Genomic DNA, 18,135 nt, shown 5'->3' on the forward strand with positions numbered 1-18,135 from the left:
ACATTGATGGTGAAAATTGACTATAGGACGAGAAAGATGATGATGGCTCTGATTGAAAAACCGACCATCAGTTACGATTATCTTCAGCGGAATTATTCTATGAACCGCACTCAAATAGAGTATACCATTGATAAAATCAACCAGTTTCTATCTGCCCAAAAACTACCACTTAGCGTGAATAAGGAAAGTGTGATCCGACTGCCTGAAAAAAGCAAGGAATATTTGTTGGAGTCATTTTTACGTGAGCGTATGTTTAAGTATTATGAGATGAGTTCAAAAGAACGAGGAAAATATATCTTTTTGACGCTCTTTTACTACGAGAAAGACTATCTGTCGGTCAACCATTTTTTAGATGCGTTAAAAATCGGCAAAACAACCTTTATGAGTGATCTGCGCAAATTACAAGCGGAATTGCAGGGGTACGATATTTCAATCAGTTACTCGAGAAAAGAGGGGTATCACTTAGCAGGTGATGAACTGATGATTCGTTACGCTTTATTTCGAATGATTTTGGAAGATGTAACTAGCAAGGACGATGATTTTATCTACCGTTACTTTATTCATAACGAACGAATACAATTGGCGGATGAGCAGGACACCTATCTTTCTCTTCTTTTAGAAAAACATGCGATAGAGTTAGTTGAAAATAGGTTGATTGAATTGAACTATATCCTTATTTTTTTATACCCAAGAATGGGCTTGAATGAATTTGATCTAAAACCTTTTTCTAATGATCATGAGTTAGTAAAAATGAAGGAGTACCGCTTTGCTGAAGAAGTTTTAGAAAACGCAGGGGTGATGAATAGTATAGAAAAGAACTATCTCTGTGGGTGGGTACTGGGAATGGCATTAGGGAATGAAAAGGAATGGCTTCAAGGAAATTTGGTCATCATTGACTTGGTAGAAAGAATTGTCGAGCGATTTGAATTGCTTTCAGGTATTCGTTTCAAGGATAAACACTCTGTCATCAAGCAATTATATAGTCATTTTCGACCGACCTATTTCCGAATGCTGTTTCGATTACCGATCATCAACCCTATGCAGGATAAAATTTTTGAAAAATATAATGACCTTTATCAGATCGTAAAAGAAACCTTGAGACCAATCAGTGATAGCTTTGATTCAAAGCTTCCAGATGAAGAAGTAGCCTTTTTAACCATGCACTTTGCGCTTTTGATCAGAAATTCTGAAGAATATATGGTGCAACAAAAAGTGGGGGTCGTTGTCTGCCCAAATGGTATTGGAAGCTCAGCAATCATTTACAATGAATTAAAGGAAATCTTTCCCTCTTTTATCTTATTGGGACCGATTGAAACAAGCGAACTGCATTCATTTGATCAGTCATACGATATCATTTTTACGACAAAACCCAACTTTCAACTTTATCCGTTAAAAAAGCCGATTTTTGTAGTAAACCCGATCATGTCTTACGAGGAACGAACCCAGTTGTTTTTAGATGTCAAATTCGAAACCAGTACAAGCATCAAGCCCAATACTGTGACGATCGACGGCTTGATGCAGGTTATTCAACAATATTCAACAGTTACTAGTGAGTCAGCTCTGCGGCATCATTTAGAGAAATTTGTACAAGAGACCTGCTCGCCAACGGCATCTATCATGTCTCAAAAAGAGAAAAAGTCAAAAGAACCTGCAATGCTGTTGGATATGATGCGTCCAGAATTGATACAATTAAACAAAAAAGCCAGAACATGGGAAGAGGCCTTTTATCTCGCAGCCAATCCATTGATTGAAAGAAAGATCATCACTAGAAATTACATCGATTCGATCATTCAACAAACCAGATCAGAAGGCGCTTATATGGTGATATTCGATCAAGTTGCCTTACCGCATACGGTTCCTGAAGCAGGTGCAAAAAAACTTGGCATGGGATTGACAACGTTAGAATCTGAAGTATATGTCTTGGGAACGATTCCTGTAAAGTATATCTTTACCCTTTCTGCATTAGACAGCAAGCAGCATCTAAATGCGATGACTCAGTTTATTACCCTTATTGAATCCAAAGATTTTTTTCGAGAATTAGAAAAACATGAATGTCCGGAAACAGTTTATCAATGGTTTGCAGAGATTTTACGTACTGCTGTTGTATAAATTTTTTCGAAAATACTGTAAGTCTTATAGGATAAAACAGATACTCTTTGGTCTTTATTGAGAGAAGCGTGCGAAGGGGAGTCATTTGCCTTCATCATTTGCTGCTGTTCATCCGAACGCAAGCGATGTTACTCAGAACTGTTAACAGCGGAAGAATTCTCTAATGATACTAATTTATGCCGTTTGAGGTTAGTCCAGTTCTACAAGAAAGATGCATTCGGGAATCAGCTACCATAGAAGTGGAGAAACAGTTCGATCACGATCGGGCTGTTTTTTTATTCTTTACAAAACGACCTATTAAAGGAATCTCAAATATAGTATAATTATTTAATAAAAAGATATTATTTAGTGAGGTTCGCAGGAAAGGGAGCAGGGAATCTCGTTAGAACGTAAACGAAGATAGGTTTTTGATAAAGCAGAGTGAAAGGGTGAGGGCATGAGACAACAACGAAGACGGGAGCGTCAGAAACACCAGCGGATCATTGTGGGGTTAAGTACAGCGTTGCTGGCAATCATACTTGGAGTGATTTATCTAGTGATTCAAGTGACAAGCATCCCCGAACAGCGTCATACAGCAGAAACGACAAAGGCAACAAAGCCAATGCAAGAAACGAGTAGTTCTACCGAAACAAAGCCAGCAGTAAAAACCATCACAGTGACAGCTAGTGGCGATATGCTTTATCATACACCTGTTTATTTAAGCGCTTACGATGGGAAGCGTTATGATTTTGACAATGATTTTGAGCAAGTCAAACCGCTGATTGCATCGGCGGACCTTGCTTTAGGTGATTTTGAAGGAACCATCAATCCTAATAAACCGCTTGGCGGTTTTCCCTTATTCAACGCCCCTATCGATGCTGTTGCCAGTATCAAAGACGCGGGCTTTGATGTGATCGATCTTGCCCATAACCATATTTTAGATACAGGGATCGAAGGAATCAAAACAACGGTGGCTGCTTTTCACGACCAAGGCTTGGCAACGATTGGTGTCACGGTCGACAATAGCGGAATCCTGGTCAAAGAAGTCAACGGGATTAAAGTTGCTCTCTTGGCCTATGCCTATGGCTTCAATGGCCTTGAAGAAAGCTTAACTCAAGCAGAGTATGACACCTATTTGAAAGACTTGTCGTTAGATAAAGTGGAAGCAGAGATCAAAGAAGCGGAAAGCTTGGCGGATATCACCATCGTGATGCCTCAGTCTGGTGTCGAGTATTCTTTAGAACCAACGGAAGAACAACAAACTGTTTATCGGAAGATGATCGATTTTGGTGCTGATATTATCTTCGGTGGCCATCCGCATGTAGCAGAACCAACCGAAATCATCGAAAAGGACGGGGAAAAGAAATTTATCATTTATTCAATGGGAAACTTATTGTCGAATCAACGTTATGAAACCGTCAATAACAACTATTGGACCGAACGAGGCGTCATCCCAGAAGTTGAAATCTCCAAAGAAGGGCAGCGGACCTATTTAAGCAAGATTGCCTTGCATCCGACTTGGGTCTCCAAAGAACCGATCCCTGATCGTACCTATTATGATCCAGAATACGGCGTCTTGCAGGCCTTTGATTTTCAAGTTTACCTTGCCGCAGATTATCTGCCAGATGGGCAATATGCCAAAAATGTCCCTGAAGAAAAGCGCCAGCGGATCGAAACCGCCTACCATGAAATGCTGGAGCTGTTGGATTTGAAGTGGGAGTAGTGAGGACAAGAAAGCAATCTGGCTAACAGGTTGCTTTTTTATTGGCTATCGAAGAGTATGAACCATGAAATGAAAGTCAATCTATTTTTTAAAACATGACACCAGATCACCATTTATGAACAAAAAATGACACCTCAAGCTGATAAAAATAAGTAATAATGTCAACATAAAGTATTCAGAAATCATTTCCAACTCATTTCTGAATAAATAAGAAAGGAAAGTAGGGTGTGTCATGAGAATTATCATATTGACGAAAAACATATCATATGAGATTGATTTGCAGCGGGAGCTGCAGATTTTGAGCCATGAAGTGTTCGTGGGCAGAAGTACCGAAGAGGAGGAATGGTTGATAGAAAGTGCCAAGTTATTTGACTGTTTATTTGTCAGTGAAACAATTGCTGATCCAGAATTTTTATTGCTCAATCAGACATTGGCTCCTTATTATCAACAGCGGATCGTTCGAATCTTGCCAGGGAATGACGAACAAGAAATGATACTGGAAAAAGCGGAAAATGCGACCTATCTTAATCGGTCATTTGTCGAGTTGAGAGAATTTTTGGCGGCTTTGCCACCAAATACTCGCAAGTTAGAAAAGGCATCAGTAACGAAGGAATCGTTCCCTAAATTTCTTAGTCTGCAAGAACAGATCTTTTTCAATAATCTAGCAGAAGAGCAATTTATCAACCGAGAGGACCTTTGCTGGAAAATTTGGGGCAACGGCGGCACGAATTCCCGAAAATCGCAGCTATCGATTTTGGCGAAACGAATCAATGAGAAATTAGATGAATACGACTATACTGAAAAACGCGTCCGTACCGCTTGGGGCAAAGGATATATCTTGCAGTAAAAAAGCTGAAAATGGGTTTAACTTTTATGCCTGACAAATAGGCCTTCAGGTAAATTTGCCTATCTTGTAGAAACGACTCTGTTTTCAAAGCGAGTCGTTTTTTTATATAAGTATATTAGCAATAAATGAAGAAGGTTATGGAAAAATATGATAATGCTTTTTTTTAGTGATAAAATAGAGATAATCAGTAATGGAAAGAAATACTGCGTAAATGAAAAAAGCATTTGTAGAAAATTGATGGAATACCTTTTGGAGGAGGAAATATCGTGAAGCAGGTTGAATGTGTGCTATTTGATTTGGATGGAACTTTATTGGATTCAAAAGAATGTAGTGTGAAGGCGACAAAAGCAGCTTTTAAAGAGATGGGACTCAAAGTACCCAGTGAAGTAGTCATTGAACATTATATGGGAATACCGATCGAAGAATCATTTTTTAAAATGTCTGAACAGCCATTAGATCAAGAAACCGCAGCGGAATTGATTCGGATTTTCCGAGCCTATTACCAAACCTATGAAGAAAGTACCTTGAAAGTATTTCCAGAAATTCCCCATGTCTTAGAAATCTTAAATAAACGAAAGGTACCTTGTTTCGTCGTTTCAAGTAAGAAGACAGCGGTCGTCAAACGAAACTTAGCTGCTCAGGACCTTGTGGCGTTCTTTGAAGAAATCATCGGCTCTGATGCGGTGACCCACTACAAACCTCATCCCGAAGGAATCAACAAAGTCGTGTCACACTATCAATTTGACCCGACAAAGACGATCATGATAGGAGATGCTATTTTTGATATCCAAATGGGAAAAGCCGCGGGTGTCAAAACGATCGCCGTTACGTGGGGCAGCCACGATCCGAAAAAGCTTTCTGAAGAAAACCCAGATGCTTTGGTAGATGCGCCACGTGAGATTTTAGATTTTCTATATGCATGATCCTTTTTTGTGCTCACAGTGTAAGAGGACGTTTTAGCCTCGCTTATATCTTGGCATGATCCAAAAAGAAAGGACAGATCGTCCTTTTACAACATGCAATTTGAGAACTTTGACCAATGATCGAAACCAGCGATCATTGGTTTTTTGTGCTGTCGTGAGAATGAAGGCGCCACAGCATTGAATAAAGGTATTCATTTCCATTCGTTCTTTTGGTTGATCGCGTAATCATCGGAAAATCACTGCAAATAAATTCCTTTTGATCTTTCTTCTTAGATAAAGCAATGCGGGTACGCTGGATTTTTCTCTCTTATTCCTCTGCTAGAGCAAAAAGGAATTATAAGCTTGGAGCAACAAAAAACTATAATGAGAGTAACTGATTTCCTTAGATCATGCATTGGAGGTGAGCGCAGAACGGGATGCCACCCAAGGATTTCATGTGATTTGAAATACTAGAAGATAAAGCCTTTGTTTTATGTGAAGGGATGTAGGGGCGATTAACGAAGAAGGAAATCATTACGATCAAACGAGGGATCAATGCTATCATTGAAGAAAAGCCATGGATGGAAAGGAGTGATTCTGTGTTATCAGAAAAAATAAATGACCCGAAGGATTATCTGTCTTATTCAAAGGAAGTATTGTTAAGCGCTGGGGTACTGACAGCCTATCCGAAACTTTTTACTTATTATCAGGAACTTTGTGTTGACTTCGAAGACATTTACTATGATCGAACAAAGAACTTATTTGATACCTTTCGAGCGCTTCTGGCTGTGGACGCACAGATCCAAATTCTACTGGAACTTGTGACCAATACCAAAACTGACCTATGTCAAGAGCTGGGGATGAAGGAAGAGGAAATTATCAGTATGATCAAGCATGACAAACGGTACTATTATCGCGAGCTTACGGGTCATGCAACTAACCAACTACCTAAATGGGGATTGATTTATTTAAGTGAAGAGTAAGCTACGCAAAGGATAAGTCACCTTAAAAGTGATCAAATGAAAGCCATTTGACGATCATCAAGGATAAAGGGCATCGAGAAAAAACGAGAGCGTGTTTATGTATGAGTCAGTAAAATAGTCTAGCGAGGTTATCTTGTGATTTGTTATACTAATAGCAAGCGGCTGATGGTGACATCTTGGATTCAGCAAATATGTTCATGTGAGCGCTTTATTGATTGGGTTAGGAAAGAGGGAATGAAATGACGAAGAAAATTATCTTTTTAGATGTAGATGGAACATTGTGCGATGATGCGGGAAACGTACCAGAAAGTGCTCGCCAAGCGATCACAGCGGCACATAAGAAGGGGCATGAGTTTTTCTTGTGTACGGGTCGTTCAAAAGCCGAAATCACAGAAGATGTACTGGCACTGCCTTTAAGTGGAATGATTGGTGCTGGAGGCGGTTATTGCGAGGTGCACGATGAGGTGATTTTGCACAAAGTTTTTGAAAAGGAAGCCTTATTAAGACTGATCGATTTCTTAAAAGCAAACCAAATCGAGTATTACTTGGAATCGAATCAAGGATTATTTGCAAGTACCAATTTACGAAATCGGTTGATTGAGATCGTCTTAGCAGGTGAGCCTGTTGAAAGTGAAGCAGGAAAACAACGTGTTCAAACTATTCAGTGGTTCCTTGATTTATTGATCGAGGACGAAGCGAAAATCGATTACGATGACGTGAACAAAGTTTCCTTCATCAATCATTCCATTCCTTATGAACAGGTCCATGACCAATACCACGAACAATTCCAAATGATTCGCAGTACGGTACCTGTTTTTGGCAAGGACAGTGGCGAGATCGGCATCAAGAATATCCACAAGAAAACAGCCATCGATTTTCTCTTGAACCATCTAGGGATCGATAACAAAGATACCTTGGCGTTTGGTGACGGCCATAATGATGTCGAAATGTTTGAAGCTGTTGCGACGGGAATTGCGATGGGCAATGCCTGTGAACAGCTATTGGCAGTAGCTGACGAGGTGACGGCTCGACCAGAAGACGGCGGGATTGCGCAAGCACTCCAAAAGTACGGTCTGGTGTAACCACTAAGAAGCAAACGTCTGCACAATCCTTCTGCTTTCTAGAGAGATTGATCAGGAGTTGCGCGACGTTGTTAAAGTGACCTGTAAAACCAACGATTGACAAGGAGGCTGAGTTAAAATGAAGGAAACGACTTTTCTTTGTTATCTTGAACAAGCATTGAAAAACCTGAAGGCGACAGAAGCCTTGCGTTTTAATATCGAAGGCGAAGTCAAGCGGCTGATGAAGGTGTACAGTGAAGCAGAAATTTGTGAGAAAGTAAAAGAGGATCCCTTTAAAAAGTAAGGACATTTTCTTATGAAACACAGCGAATAGAACAAACACCCAACCTCGTGAAAGGCACAAAAGCGATCAATGCTTCTTTTCAGGGAGGGATACTCAGGTAACTAGTTGTTGTATCAAAAAAGACTGATTTCAATTGAATCAGTCTTTTTCGTTTTTCTCAAGCAGTCAGATAAGCCACTAAAATAGCAAACAGGTCGAACAAGACATGTGTGCCCCAACTAGTCAGGATCGAGTTGCTCTTGATGGCAGCTTGGTTAAATAGCAAGCGCGCCACCCCTTGAATGAAAAGAATATGGACCAAGGTATGGAAAACATTGCCGTTATCATAAGTGCTGTAATGAACCAAGCCAAAGATGATCGCGGAAAGGATGCTGGCAACTGGCAAGGTACATTTACTAGAAAAAATCGCTAAAAAGAAGATGGAAAAGAGTTCTTCTCCAAGTAACATGATTGGAATAACGAGCAGAGTCAACCATTGAAAGCCTTCGTTCACTGGATTTCCATGAAGATCCCACTTTAGTCCGTATTGCAAAACGAGAGAAACGAGGAAGCTGATCAGGATGTTTAAAAGAAAATACTTGCTGATCGTCTTCACTGGCGCGATGGGTTTCCCAAAGAGCTGCTTGACTGCTTCTTTACCGTAAACTAGCCGTAATGCCCAATAGCTGGCAATCGACAATGAGAAGATGCTGACGATGGCAGGGGCATACAAAAGACCGACCAAACCGATACCTGCGAGGACTGTTCCTAGTAAAGCGTGGTTCCATGAGATTTGTTTTCCTATAAGTTTGTTCATTTACTTTTCTCTCCTTATTAAGCTATAGAGCATGTACTATTTAGCTGTTTTCTCTGATTCTTCTGCTGTGTGCTTTTTGTGCCGTAATATAAGCGATAAGTACAACAATGAACGTTTTGGGTGATTTTCATATCATCGCTTCATTTGCGCCAATTCTTTGTAGGGTACAAAAGATAGAGTAATCGATAACGAGTTTCTGAAACAAGATGGTCGTATATTTCGGACTTTTTTATGGTTGAGCAACTAAGTGATGGAGGATGCACAAGTACTAAGTTACTTCATTAAGAAAGGAAAACTGACTTCCAGATTCGATGGAATAATCGTCAACAAAGAAACGACATCGCTATGTTCTCTTGAAATCGACTAAAAATTCCAGAATATTTCGAAAAATACCATTGCTTATTTATGGCAAAACCATTAGTATTATTAGAAAAACTGATGGTGAATCGATGATAAAGCGAGCCTTTAACAGTGAGAAAGCCGAATCGGTGGCATGAAATAGGAGTGATAAGTGTGGAAGAGTTATGGAATGTATTAAAACCAGCCGAACAAGTCGAACTGAAATTAAGAAAATTGTATACGCAGTATCATTTTTCACCTTATCACTCGAACAATTTTGAAGAGTATCGCAACTATCAGCAAAATGATCAGTTCTTGCGTGGTTCTTCCATCATCACGTTTACAGGCACGGATGGCAGGACGATGGCGCTAAAACCCGATGTCACCTTGTCGATTGCCAAAAATACACCTTCTGGAGAAGCGCGCAGAGTGTATTATGTGGAGGATGTCTATCGACAGGATCGTCAAGCAGGGGAATACCAAAAGATCGATCAAATCGGTTTGGAGCTCATTGACCAAATCACATGGGAAGATCAACTGGAGGTTGTAAAACTGGCTTGGGAAAGTTTGGCTCAGGTGGGAAAAGGGACCTTGGATCTGTCTCATATGGGGATTTTGGATGGCATCTGCCAACGCTTCCCCGAAGCGGATCGACAAAAGGTACTGCACTGCCTGCGGGACAAGAGTTCCCATGGCATGGATGCACTGACTGAAAAAGCTGGCTTGTCAGCAACAGAAGCTGAAAAATTGGCGAAACTGGTACGTTTGTCAGGTGATTTTGAAACCAAGTATCAAAAGGCCAAAGAGCTGCTGGCAGAGTATCCCCAAGCACAAGCTGGTTTAGCAGAACTAAAACAACTGTATCAAGCATTGCAAAAAGAACAACTGTCAGCTTCCATTCGGATAAGGCTGGATTTTTCAATTTTAAATGATGCCGATTATTACAGTGGCTTGCTGTTTCAAGGATTCATCGAAGAAGCAAGAGAGACGATTTTATATGGCGGCCGTTATGATCGCTTGATGAGTCGGCAAGGCAAAGAGCAAGGGGCGATCGGGTTTGGTATGAAGCTCAACCATGTAGGGCAAAAGGTGCCGACTGACAACGAAAGTTCAGGCTATTTGAACATTGCGCTACCTAAAGGCCGCATGGGGGATGCCGTCTACGATTTATTCACGAAAGCTGGAGTCGCTGCGCAAGGCGTCTTCAAAGACAATCGCCAACTAATTTTTTGTGATGAAGAAAACAAGCTGCGCTTTTTCTTAGTCAAGCCTAGCGATGTGGCGATCTATGTGGAGCACGGAGTGGCGGATATCGGTGTCGTAGGCAAAGATATTTTAATGGAAAGCAAGGCAGAAGTCATCGAATTTCTTGATTTGCATATGGGGGTCTGCCGTTTGGCAGTAGCGGCGCGTACGGATTTCGAGGAAGATTTCTCCCGCCCGCTGCGGGTCTCCACAAAATATCCGCAGATCACCCGTCAGTTTTATCAAGGGTTAGGTCGCTCGGTGGAATTGATCCAACTGCATGGATCCATTGAATTGGCTCCTTTGTTAGGTCTATCCGATGTGATCGTTGACATCGTCGAAACGGGGACGACACTAAAAGAAAATGATTTAGAAGTGATCCAAGACATCGCGCCGTCTTCAGCGCGTTTAGTGATCAACCACGCCACGTGGCGTTTCAAGCAAGAACGCATTCAAACAGTGATTGAGAAGGTGAGGGAGCAATTATGAGAATTTTTTCGACCCAAAAAGATACGATCGAAACGATTGTGGCAAGGAAACAGTCGGAAACGAAGGATGTTTCAACCATTGTCGCCCAAATCATTGCCCGTGTTCAGCAGCAAGGAGATCAGGCGTTGTTTCAATTAATTGAAGAAATCGATCAAGTGACCTTGTCTTCCTTAACCGTCAGTCTTGAGGAGGTTGAAACGGCTGTCCAAGCCGTCTCCCCTGAGCTGCTTGAGGTGATGGAACAGGCGAAGGAAAACATTTTGGCATTTCATCAAAAGCAAGTCCAGCAAGGCTTTGTCTTGACGAAGGAAAATGGCGTTGTGATGGGACAGCGGGTCTTGCCACTAGCAAAAGTCGGGGTCTACGTTCCTGGCGGAACAGCAGCTTATCCTAGTACGGTTTTGATGGATGTCCTGCCCGCAAAAATCGCCGGGGTCAAAAAAATCGTTATGATCACACCGACGGACAGCCAAGGAAAAGTTCCAGCTGCTATCTTAGCGGCAGCTTCCGTTGCTGGAGTGGATGAAATCTACAAAGTCGGTGGTGCCCATGGCGTAGCGGCATTGGCTTATGGGACAGAAACGATTCCCAAAGTCGACAAAATCGTGGGACCAGGAAATATTTATGTCGCCACAGCGAAAAAAATGGTGTACGGCGAAGTTGATATCGATATGATCGCAGGGCCCAGCGATGTGCTGATCATCGCCGATGCCAGCGCAAATCCGCGCTGGCTGGCAGCGGATCTTTTGGCACAAGCCGAGCATGATATCTTAGCGCAAGCCATCTTAGTCACAACAGAAGCAGCCTTGATTGAACAAGTCCAAGTAGAGCTTGACTTGCAACTGAAGCAACTGCCCCGCAAAGACATTGCTGCTGCAGCGCTTGAATCTAGCGGAAAGCTGATTCTGGTCAATGATTTGACTGAAGCACTTACCATTGCCAATCAAATCGCCCCAGAACACCTTGAATTAGCAGTGGCAGATCCTTTTGCTTTGTTGGGACAAGTAGAAAATGCGGGTAGTGTTTTTTTAGGACATCATACACCAGAAGTGCTGGGAGATTATTTTGCTGGACCAAATCATACCCTACCAACAGAAGGGACCGCCCGTTTTTACTCGCCGTTATCAGTGGATGATTTTATTAAGAAAAGCAGCTACTTGTATTACCCAGAAGCAGCCATGAAGGCGGCTGGTCCAGCCGTAGCGTTGTTCGCAGAAACCGAAGACTTGATCGGCCATGCCCGTTCGATCAATGTACGAAGAGAGGGAGAAAAATGACCTTTTTACATCAAAAGTATCACAAGCTGACTCCTTATACACCAGGGGAACAAGTAGACGAGCAAGCCGTTATTAAACTGAACACCAATGAAAGTCCTTATCCGCCAGCGCCAAGTGTTCAAGCGGCGGTTGCCGATGCCGCCCACAAGCTGAATCGTTACTCGGATATTGCTGCTGAAGTGGTGACAACCCCTCTGGCTGCCTATCTTGGCGTTAAACCAGCCCAGCTGTTTCTCGGTAATGGCAGTGACGAAGTCTTGTCCTATCTCTTTCAAGGCTTCACGGAAAACGGCATCGCCTTTCCCGATGTGACCTATGGGTTTTATCAAGTGTATGGTGCCTTGTACCGAGTCGCTGCCACCGTTGTTCCGCTGCAAGAAGATTTCTCGATTGCGTTAACGGACTACGATTCGCTCAAAGGGACCGTTATTTTTGCCAATCCCAATGCGCCGACTGGGGTTTATCAAGAACAAAGCGAAATTTGTGCCTTTCTAAAACGGCATCCCGATCGCTTAGTGATTGTCGATGAGGCCTATATCGATTTTGGCGGCTCTTCAATGGTTTCTTTGATCGATCAATACCCAAATCTCTTGGTCGTGGGGACGTTTTCGAAATCTCGGCAGCTGGCAGGGGCACGCCTAGGCTTTGCGGTTGCCAATGAAGGACTGATCCAAGACTTGAATCGGTTGAAATTTAGCTTGAATCCTTACAATGTCAATAGTTTGACCCAAGCCGCTGGTGCAGCCGTTTTGCAAGAACAAGCGTATGTCGATGAGAAGATCCAAGCAACGATCCACGTGCGTGAGTGGAGCAAGCAAGCCCTAGCGAAACTCGGCTTTGAGCAGACCGACAGCCAAGGAAATTTTTTGTTTGCAAGGCACCCTGCGATTGCTGGTGAAGAGTTGTATCAGGCACTGAAAGAGCAGAAAATCTTCGTCCGCTGGTTTAATCAGCCCCGCATCAAAGAGTATTTACGGATCACGGTAGGAACGAGGGCCCAGATGGAACGATTGATGACGGTGTTAACAACGATCATAGAAGAGGTGAAGGAATGAGAAAAGCAGAAGTTACCCGCAATACGACTGAAACCAAGATCCACCTGCAGTTGACGATCGATGGTACTGGTCAGCAATCAATCAAGACTGGTGTGGGGTTTTTAGACCACATGCTGGAATTATTTGTCCGCCACGGTCGCTTTGATTTGACGTTGGTCTGTGATGGTGATACAGAAGTAGATGCCCATCACACAACAGAAGACGTAGCCATCGCCATTGGCCGAGCGTTTTCAGAAAGTCTTGGGGAGCGACGAGGCATCAAACGCTATGGCAGTATGCTGCTGCCGATGGACGAAGCCTTAGTCATGACAGCGATCGATATTAGCGGTCGTGGCATGGCAGTCGTAGAGTTGGCGATACCGAGCGAAAAAATCGGGCAGCAGTTTGATACAGAATTGGTTGAAGAATTTTTCATTGCTTTTGCCCGTGAATTAGGTGCTACGATCCATCTCCATCAAATCGCTGGGAAAAACAGCCACCACATTGTGGAAACTTGTTTTAAAGGCTTTGGGCGTGCCTTAGGTGAAGCAGTAGCGATCAATCAAGCAGCCCCAGATGAGATCCCTTCAACCAAAGGGACGATCCAGTGATTCATGAGGGAAAAATGATTACGTATCTTCCACACAGATGGATGAGATAAGGAAAGGGGCGTATTATGTTAGCAATCATCGACTATGGGGTCGGCAATTTGTTCAGCTTGTCTCGTTCGCTGGATTATTTGGGTGTTGACTGCCAAATCACGCGTTCACTAGCAGAATTAAAAGCTGCCGACCGCATTCTTTTACCTGGCGTAGGCGCTTTTGGCGATGCCCGCCAAAAGTTGGCAGAGTTGTCGCTGATCGAACCGATCCAAGAATTGGCAGCAGCTGGCAAACCCTTTTTAGGCATTTGTTTAGGGATGCAGCTGTTGTTTGATAGTAGTGAGGAGTTTGGCACACATGCGGGGCTCGGTTTGATTCCAGGACGGATCGTTTCCATGCAAAGCGCCTTTGAAGAAGCCAAACTGAATCTGAAAGTGCCGCAGATTGGTTGGAATCGGCTGACTGTCAGAAAGGAAAGTCCTCTAGTCAGCGGGCTAGGGGAACAAGACTTTGTCTACTATGTCCACAGTTATTTTGCTACTGATTGCCAAGAGTATGTCATAGCAGACAGTGACTATGGTCTAGCAATTCCCGGTATCGTGCAAAAAGACAATGTCTTCGGTACTCAGTTCCACCCAGAAAAAAGTGGGGCTGTCGGGTTGAAGATTTTAAAAGCATTTACGGAGGTGCCGCTATGAAAATTTTTCCAGCAATTGATCTGTTAGATCAAAAAGTGGTCCGTTTGTACCAAGGAGACTATGAGCAAAAAGAAGTGTTTGGGGATGATCCAGTGGCATTTGCTCGTTCATTTGAAGAAGAAGGTGCCAACTATCTGCACCTCGTCGACTTAGATGGTGCCAAAGCTGGCAAACTCCATTACTTTGATGTCGCAAAAAAAATCGTCCAGCAAACCAATCTGTTTGTCGAAGTTGGCGGCGGGATTCGTGAGGAAGAAACGATCCAGCATTGTTTGGCAGCAGGCGTTCATCGGGTGATCCTCGGCACGATTGCCCAGAAAGACCCAGCATTCACAAAAGCGATGCTTAAGAAATACGGCAATAAGATCGCGATTGGGGTCGATGCCAAGGAAGAAAAAGTGGCCGTGGAAGGCTGGCTCGAGAAAACGGCAACAGACGCGTTTACTTTTTGCCAACAATTGGTGGAATGGGGCGCGCAAACGATCATCTTTACCGAAATCTCACGTGACGGTACAGGAGAAGGCATCAATCTGCCGCTATACGAAAAACTCAATCAATTGGATTGCGACATCGTGGCTTCTGGCGGCGTGGCTTCATTGGCAGATATTAAAGGATTAAAACAGTTGGGCATCTCTGGCGTGATCGTTGGGAAATCCTTATATAACGGCAGTCTCCAATTGGCGGATGTCTTAGCAGCAGGGGAGGCAGAAGCATGATCGCCAAACGAATCATTCCTTGCCTTGATGTGCGAGATGGGCGAGTCGTGAAAGGGGTCAATTTTGCTGGCTTAAAAGATGTCAATGATCCAGTGACTTTGGCGCGCTTTTACAATGAACAAGGCGCCGATGAGCTGGTTTTTTATGACATTACTGCTTCTGCAGAAGAACGCGGCTTATTCACGGACATTTTGCAGCGCGTGGCGTCAGAAGTGTTTATTCCTTTGACGGTGGGCGGTGGCATCAATCAAGTAGCAGATTTTGAACGAGTCTTAAACTGTGGCGCCGACAAAGTCAGCGTCAATTCGGGGGCACTTCGCAGACCAGAGTTGATTGCAGAAGGCGCGAAACGCTATGGCAGCCAGTGCGTTGTTTTATCCGTTGATGTTCGCCGTGTCGGTGAGAACTGGCATGTGTTTGCCAAAGGCGGACGGGAAGATACAGGCTTAGAAGCATTGGCGTGGATTCGCCAAGCTGAGCAGTTAGGTGCTGGTGAACTAGTCATCAACAGCATGGATACCGATGGCGTGAAGCAGGGGTTTGATTTAGACTTGCTGAAAGCTGTCAGCGAAATCACCAAATTACCGATCGTCGCATCGGGTGGTGCTGGCAAAAGTGCCGATTTTATCGAGCTGTTTCAATTGCCAAATATTGAAGCAGGGTTGGCGGCCTCGATTTTTCACTATGGCGAGGTAAAAATCCCAGAACTGAAAAAACAATTACAGGCCGTCGATATTCCCGTACGAATCGTATAGCGTTGGCGTTTTGATAGGCAATAGAAGGAGTGGATAACATGGTGCAAGTACGATTTGATGAACAAGGATTGGTTCCAGTGATCGTGCAGGATGTGGAAACGAATGAAGTTTTGACCTTGGCTTATATGAACCAAGAAAGTTTGACCTTGACCTTGAAAGACCGATTGATGACCTTTTATTCCCGCAGTCGCCAAGAATTGTGGCGCAAAGGAGAAACCAGCGGCAATTACCAGCATTTAGTATCATTGACCGCAGATTGCGATCAAGATGCTTTAGTCGCCAAAGTAAAAAAAGACGGACCTGCTTGCCATACAGGCACAGAAAGCTGCTTTACAGAGGTGCTTTATGGTACAGAATCCTCTCCGACCATCGATGCGTTGTATGAGCTGATAAAAGGTTGTAAAGATACGCCGCAAGAAGGCAGCTATACCAGCTACTTGTTTGAAAAAGGCAGTGAGAAAATCTTAAAAAAAATCGGCGAGGAAGCAACCGAGGTCGTGATTGGGGCGATGAAGGAAGACCGCCAAGAAACCGTTTATGAGATTGCTGATTTGGCGTATCATACATTGGTTTTAATGGCAGAAATGGGGATTGATTTAGCGGCTATTCGCCAAGAGCTTGCCAAGCGTCATGTTGTGGATAAGAAAGTCAAACAAGAACGGATGCAATAACGGTCAGGGGTTTTCAGTAGAAAGAAAGCAACTGACGATAAAAAAAGAAGCCCTTCAGCCATTGTTTGAAGGGCTTCGCAACCGTGGCGATAAAGTTGATCTGCTGGTACTTTGAGTGAGCACACAAACTGGCTATTTGTTTTCCAACTCTTCGATCAATTCTTTCATTTCTTTGATTTCTTTTTCCTGTGCGTCAATGATTTTTTCTGCAAGTTCTTTTACTCTTGGATCAGACAAATCGGCATTTTTACTGGTTAGAATCGCAATCGAATGATGGGGAATCATGGCTTTCATCCAGGCCGTATCTCCCACGGCGGTTTGGCTTCTGACCATAAACAGTGAACCAAAAAAGAGTACAACACTGACAACTAAAATTCCGATATTCATTTTCTTGTTGTCATACATCTTCCACATAAATAACAGCATGATGATCGCCATCATCGCGCCCATCATTAGTGCCATAAATAGGCGGGTTTGGCTGAAAAAGATATGATCGAGGGCGTAGACATTGAAATACATCATACAAAACATAATCACCGTCGATACCCCAATCATTACCAAAAATTTCCCGTATTTCTTCATTTCTTTCCTCTCCTTTTTGTGTACAAAATAAAAACAATAAAGCAATCCAAAACATCATCGGAACAGATGCTTTTTTTCGTTTATTGTTTTGTTAGAATAAATTTACTCCCTAAATCAAGTATAGCGGAGGAAGTAGAATGAGAGAAGCGATATACATTTGAACGAAAACAAATGGGTTCTTAGAGTAAAAAAGCGAAAACGGGATTACTCGTCTAGGTTTATTTGTTATAATCAACCTAAGAAATGGATGGTGTATAGAATGAATCACAATGATCGCTTGACGCGTTTACGCTATGCTTTGGATATCAAGGATACCGACATGGTGAAAATTTTTGAACTTGGCGGCGCTTCTTTCACAAAAGAAGAAGTAAGACAATTATTGAAGAAAAAAGATCCTGAGACCTACGAGATTGAGTGTACCAATGAAGCCTTTGAGCGTTTCTTAAATGGTTTGATTCGCTCGCAACGAGGAACAAAGCCAGATGCTGCAGAACCTGTCCTAGAGTTGAACAATGGCAATGTAAATAATTTGATGCTGAAGAAAATAAAAATCGCCCTTTCCCTAACAACAGATGAAATGCTGGACATTTTCGAGCAAGCGGGAGTTAAAGTTTCAAAAGGTGAATTAGGCGCCATTTTACGAAAAGAAGGCCATCGCAATTACAAACCATGTTTAGACAAATATGCCCGCAACTTTTTAAAAGGATTGACGATCGAGTATCGGGATAACTAGTAAAAAATCAATAATAGGCTGAACTTACAATGGGCCGCCCAAAGAGATGCATGTTATGTGTCTCTTTTTTTGTGTGTAAATTTAAAAAAACAATTTAAATCAGTGATTATAACGCTAACTGAGGCCAAGCTTGGAGCATGAAGGAGCAGGTGAAGTGAGCGATCTGTTTGCTTGAATAACCTGTTTGTTAAAACCTGACAAGTTTGGTCATTTCTGATACAAATGTTGACGTGTTCAGAATGATGAACCATGTAATACTATCAAAATGAACAGGGGTATCCTGTGTCTAA

18 protein-coding genes are annotated in these 18,135 nt (G+C 42.8%); 16 read left to right on the forward strand and 2 right to left on the reverse strand.

Going from position 1 to position 18,135, the window contains the following annotated elements; genetic code table 11:
- The first annotated feature begins 6 nt into the window (after positions 1 to 6).
- The 7 genes from IGI71_RS03370 to IGI71_RS03400 all read left to right on the forward strand — a co-directional run bounded on the left by IGI71_RS03370 (position 7) and on the right by IGI71_RS03400 (position 7,908).
- Entirely contained in the window at positions 7 to 2,109 is a 2,103-nt protein-coding gene (locus tag IGI71_RS03370; RefSeq protein ID WP_081116781.1) for a BglG family transcription antiterminator, read from the forward strand.
- A gap of 436 nt (positions 2,110 to 2,545) precedes the next feature.
- A complete protein-coding gene (locus IGI71_RS03375; protein ID WP_428210933.1) occupies positions 2,546 to 3,811 on the forward strand; it encodes a CapA family protein in 1,266 nt (421 codons plus the stop codon).
- A 232-nt stretch (positions 3,812 to 4,043) separates the two neighbouring features.
- The gene (locus IGI71_RS03380; protein ID WP_005225192.1) at positions 4,044 to 4,658 is read left to right on the forward strand and encodes a hypothetical protein; all 615 of its coding nucleotides are present in this window, start codon (positions 4,044 to 4,046) and stop codon (positions 4,656 to 4,658) included.
- Positions 4,659 to 4,924: 266 nt separating this feature from the next.
- Positions 4,925 to 5,581, forward strand: a complete 657-nt coding sequence (locus IGI71_RS03385) for an HAD family hydrolase (protein ID WP_081116780.1) — start codon at positions 4,925 to 4,927, stop codon at positions 5,579 to 5,581.
- Between the two features lie 578 nt (positions 5,582 to 6,159).
- The gene (locus IGI71_RS03390) at positions 6,160 to 6,543 is read left to right on the forward strand and encodes a DUF7006 family protein (RefSeq protein WP_010747547.1); all 384 of its coding nucleotides are present in this window, start codon (positions 6,160 to 6,162) and stop codon (positions 6,541 to 6,543) included.
- Positions 6,544 to 6,782: 239 nt separating this feature from the next.
- Positions 6,783 to 7,625: a Cof-type HAD-IIB family hydrolase gene (locus IGI71_RS03395; RefSeq protein WP_430616176.1), complete on the forward strand. Its 843-nt coding sequence runs from the start codon at positions 6,783 to 6,785 to the stop codon at positions 7,623 to 7,625.
- 118 nt (positions 7,626 to 7,743) lie between these two features.
- The gene (locus IGI71_RS03400; protein WP_016610470.1) at positions 7,744 to 7,908 is read left to right on the forward strand and encodes a hypothetical protein; all 165 of its coding nucleotides are present in this window, start codon (positions 7,744 to 7,746) and stop codon (positions 7,906 to 7,908) included.
- 157 nt (positions 7,909 to 8,065) lie between these two features.
- On the opposite strand, the gene IGI71_RS03405 is transcribed toward IGI71_RS03400, so the two are convergent.
- Positions 8,066 to 8,704 (reverse strand): CPBP family glutamic-type intramembrane protease, encoded by a 639-nt coding sequence (locus tag IGI71_RS03405; RefSeq protein ID WP_015509102.1) that lies wholly within the window; start codon positions 8,702 to 8,704, stop codon positions 8,066 to 8,068.
- 513 nt (positions 8,705 to 9,217) lie between these two features.
- Here IGI71_RS03405 and hisG point away from each other — a divergent pair.
- From hisG to hisIE, 8 genes are all read left to right on the forward strand, one after another.
- Positions 9,218 to 10,777, forward strand: coding sequence for an ATP phosphoribosyltransferase (gene hisG / locus IGI71_RS03410; protein WP_430616177.1), 1,560 nt, complete (start codon positions 9,218 to 9,220; stop codon positions 10,775 to 10,777).
- Entirely contained in the window at positions 10,774 to 12,054 is a 1,281-nt protein-coding gene (hisD, locus tag IGI71_RS03415; RefSeq protein WP_081091763.1) for a histidinol dehydrogenase, read from the forward strand. Before hisG ends, hisD begins: the two co-directional genes overlap by 4 nt.
- Positions 12,051 to 13,109: a histidinol-phosphate transaminase gene (gene hisC, locus IGI71_RS03420; RefSeq protein ID WP_428210936.1), complete on the forward strand. Its 1,059-nt coding sequence runs from the start codon at positions 12,051 to 12,053 to the stop codon at positions 13,107 to 13,109. The genes hisD and hisC overlap by 4 nt, the downstream gene beginning before the upstream one ends.
- Positions 13,106 to 13,699 carry an imidazoleglycerol-phosphate dehydratase HisB gene (gene hisB, locus IGI71_RS03425; RefSeq protein WP_142967586.1) on the forward strand — a complete coding sequence of 198 codons (594 nt, stop codon included), beginning with the start codon at positions 13,106 to 13,108 and terminating at the stop codon, positions 13,697 to 13,699. Before hisC ends, hisB begins: the two co-directional genes overlap by 4 nt.
- Positions 13,700 to 13,764: 65 nt before the next feature.
- The gene (gene hisH, locus IGI71_RS03430; protein ID WP_060792980.1) at positions 13,765 to 14,388 is read left to right on the forward strand and encodes an imidazole glycerol phosphate synthase subunit HisH; all 624 of its coding nucleotides are present in this window, start codon (positions 13,765 to 13,767) and stop codon (positions 14,386 to 14,388) included.
- On the forward strand, positions 14,385 to 15,104 hold the full coding sequence (gene hisA, locus IGI71_RS03435; protein WP_015509107.1) for a 1-(5-phosphoribosyl)-5-[(5-phosphoribosylamino)methylideneamino]imidazole-4-carboxamide isomerase: 720 nt from the start codon (positions 14,385 to 14,387) through the stop codon (positions 15,102 to 15,104). Before hisH ends, hisA begins: the two co-directional genes overlap by 4 nt.
- Complete coding sequence (gene hisF / locus IGI71_RS03440) at positions 15,101 to 15,859, forward strand: imidazole glycerol phosphate synthase subunit HisF (RefSeq protein WP_005225205.1); 759 nt, start codon at positions 15,101 to 15,103, stop codon at positions 15,857 to 15,859. Before hisA ends, hisF begins: the two co-directional genes overlap by 4 nt.
- 38 nt (positions 15,860 to 15,897) lie before the next feature.
- Positions 15,898 to 16,530, forward strand: coding sequence for a bifunctional phosphoribosyl-AMP cyclohydrolase/phosphoribosyl-ATP diphosphatase HisIE (gene hisIE, locus IGI71_RS03445; RefSeq protein WP_430616178.1), 633 nt, complete (start codon positions 15,898 to 15,900; stop codon positions 16,528 to 16,530).
- Between the two features lie 132 nt (positions 16,531 to 16,662).
- Here the strand turns inward: hisIE and IGI71_RS03450 are convergent, their stop codons facing one another.
- Positions 16,663 to 17,112 carry a DUF305 domain-containing protein gene (locus tag IGI71_RS03450; protein WP_005225207.1) on the reverse strand — a complete coding sequence of 150 codons (450 nt, stop codon included), beginning with the start codon at positions 17,110 to 17,112 and terminating at the stop codon, positions 16,663 to 16,665.
- A gap of 259 nt (positions 17,113 to 17,371) precedes the next feature.
- Between IGI71_RS03450 and IGI71_RS03455 the strand changes: the two genes are divergently transcribed.
- On the forward strand, positions 17,372 to 17,845 hold the full coding sequence (locus IGI71_RS03455; RefSeq protein WP_010747557.1) for a DUF1456 family protein: 474 nt from the start codon (positions 17,372 to 17,374) through the stop codon (positions 17,843 to 17,845).
- The last annotated feature ends 290 nt before the right edge of the window (positions 17,846 to 18,135 follow it).

Source organism: Enterococcus sp. DIV1279b (genome assembly GCF_050531515.1).
GTDB classification, from domain to species: Bacteria; Bacillota; Bacilli; order Lactobacillales; family Enterococcaceae; genus Enterococcus_D; species Enterococcus_D casseliflavus.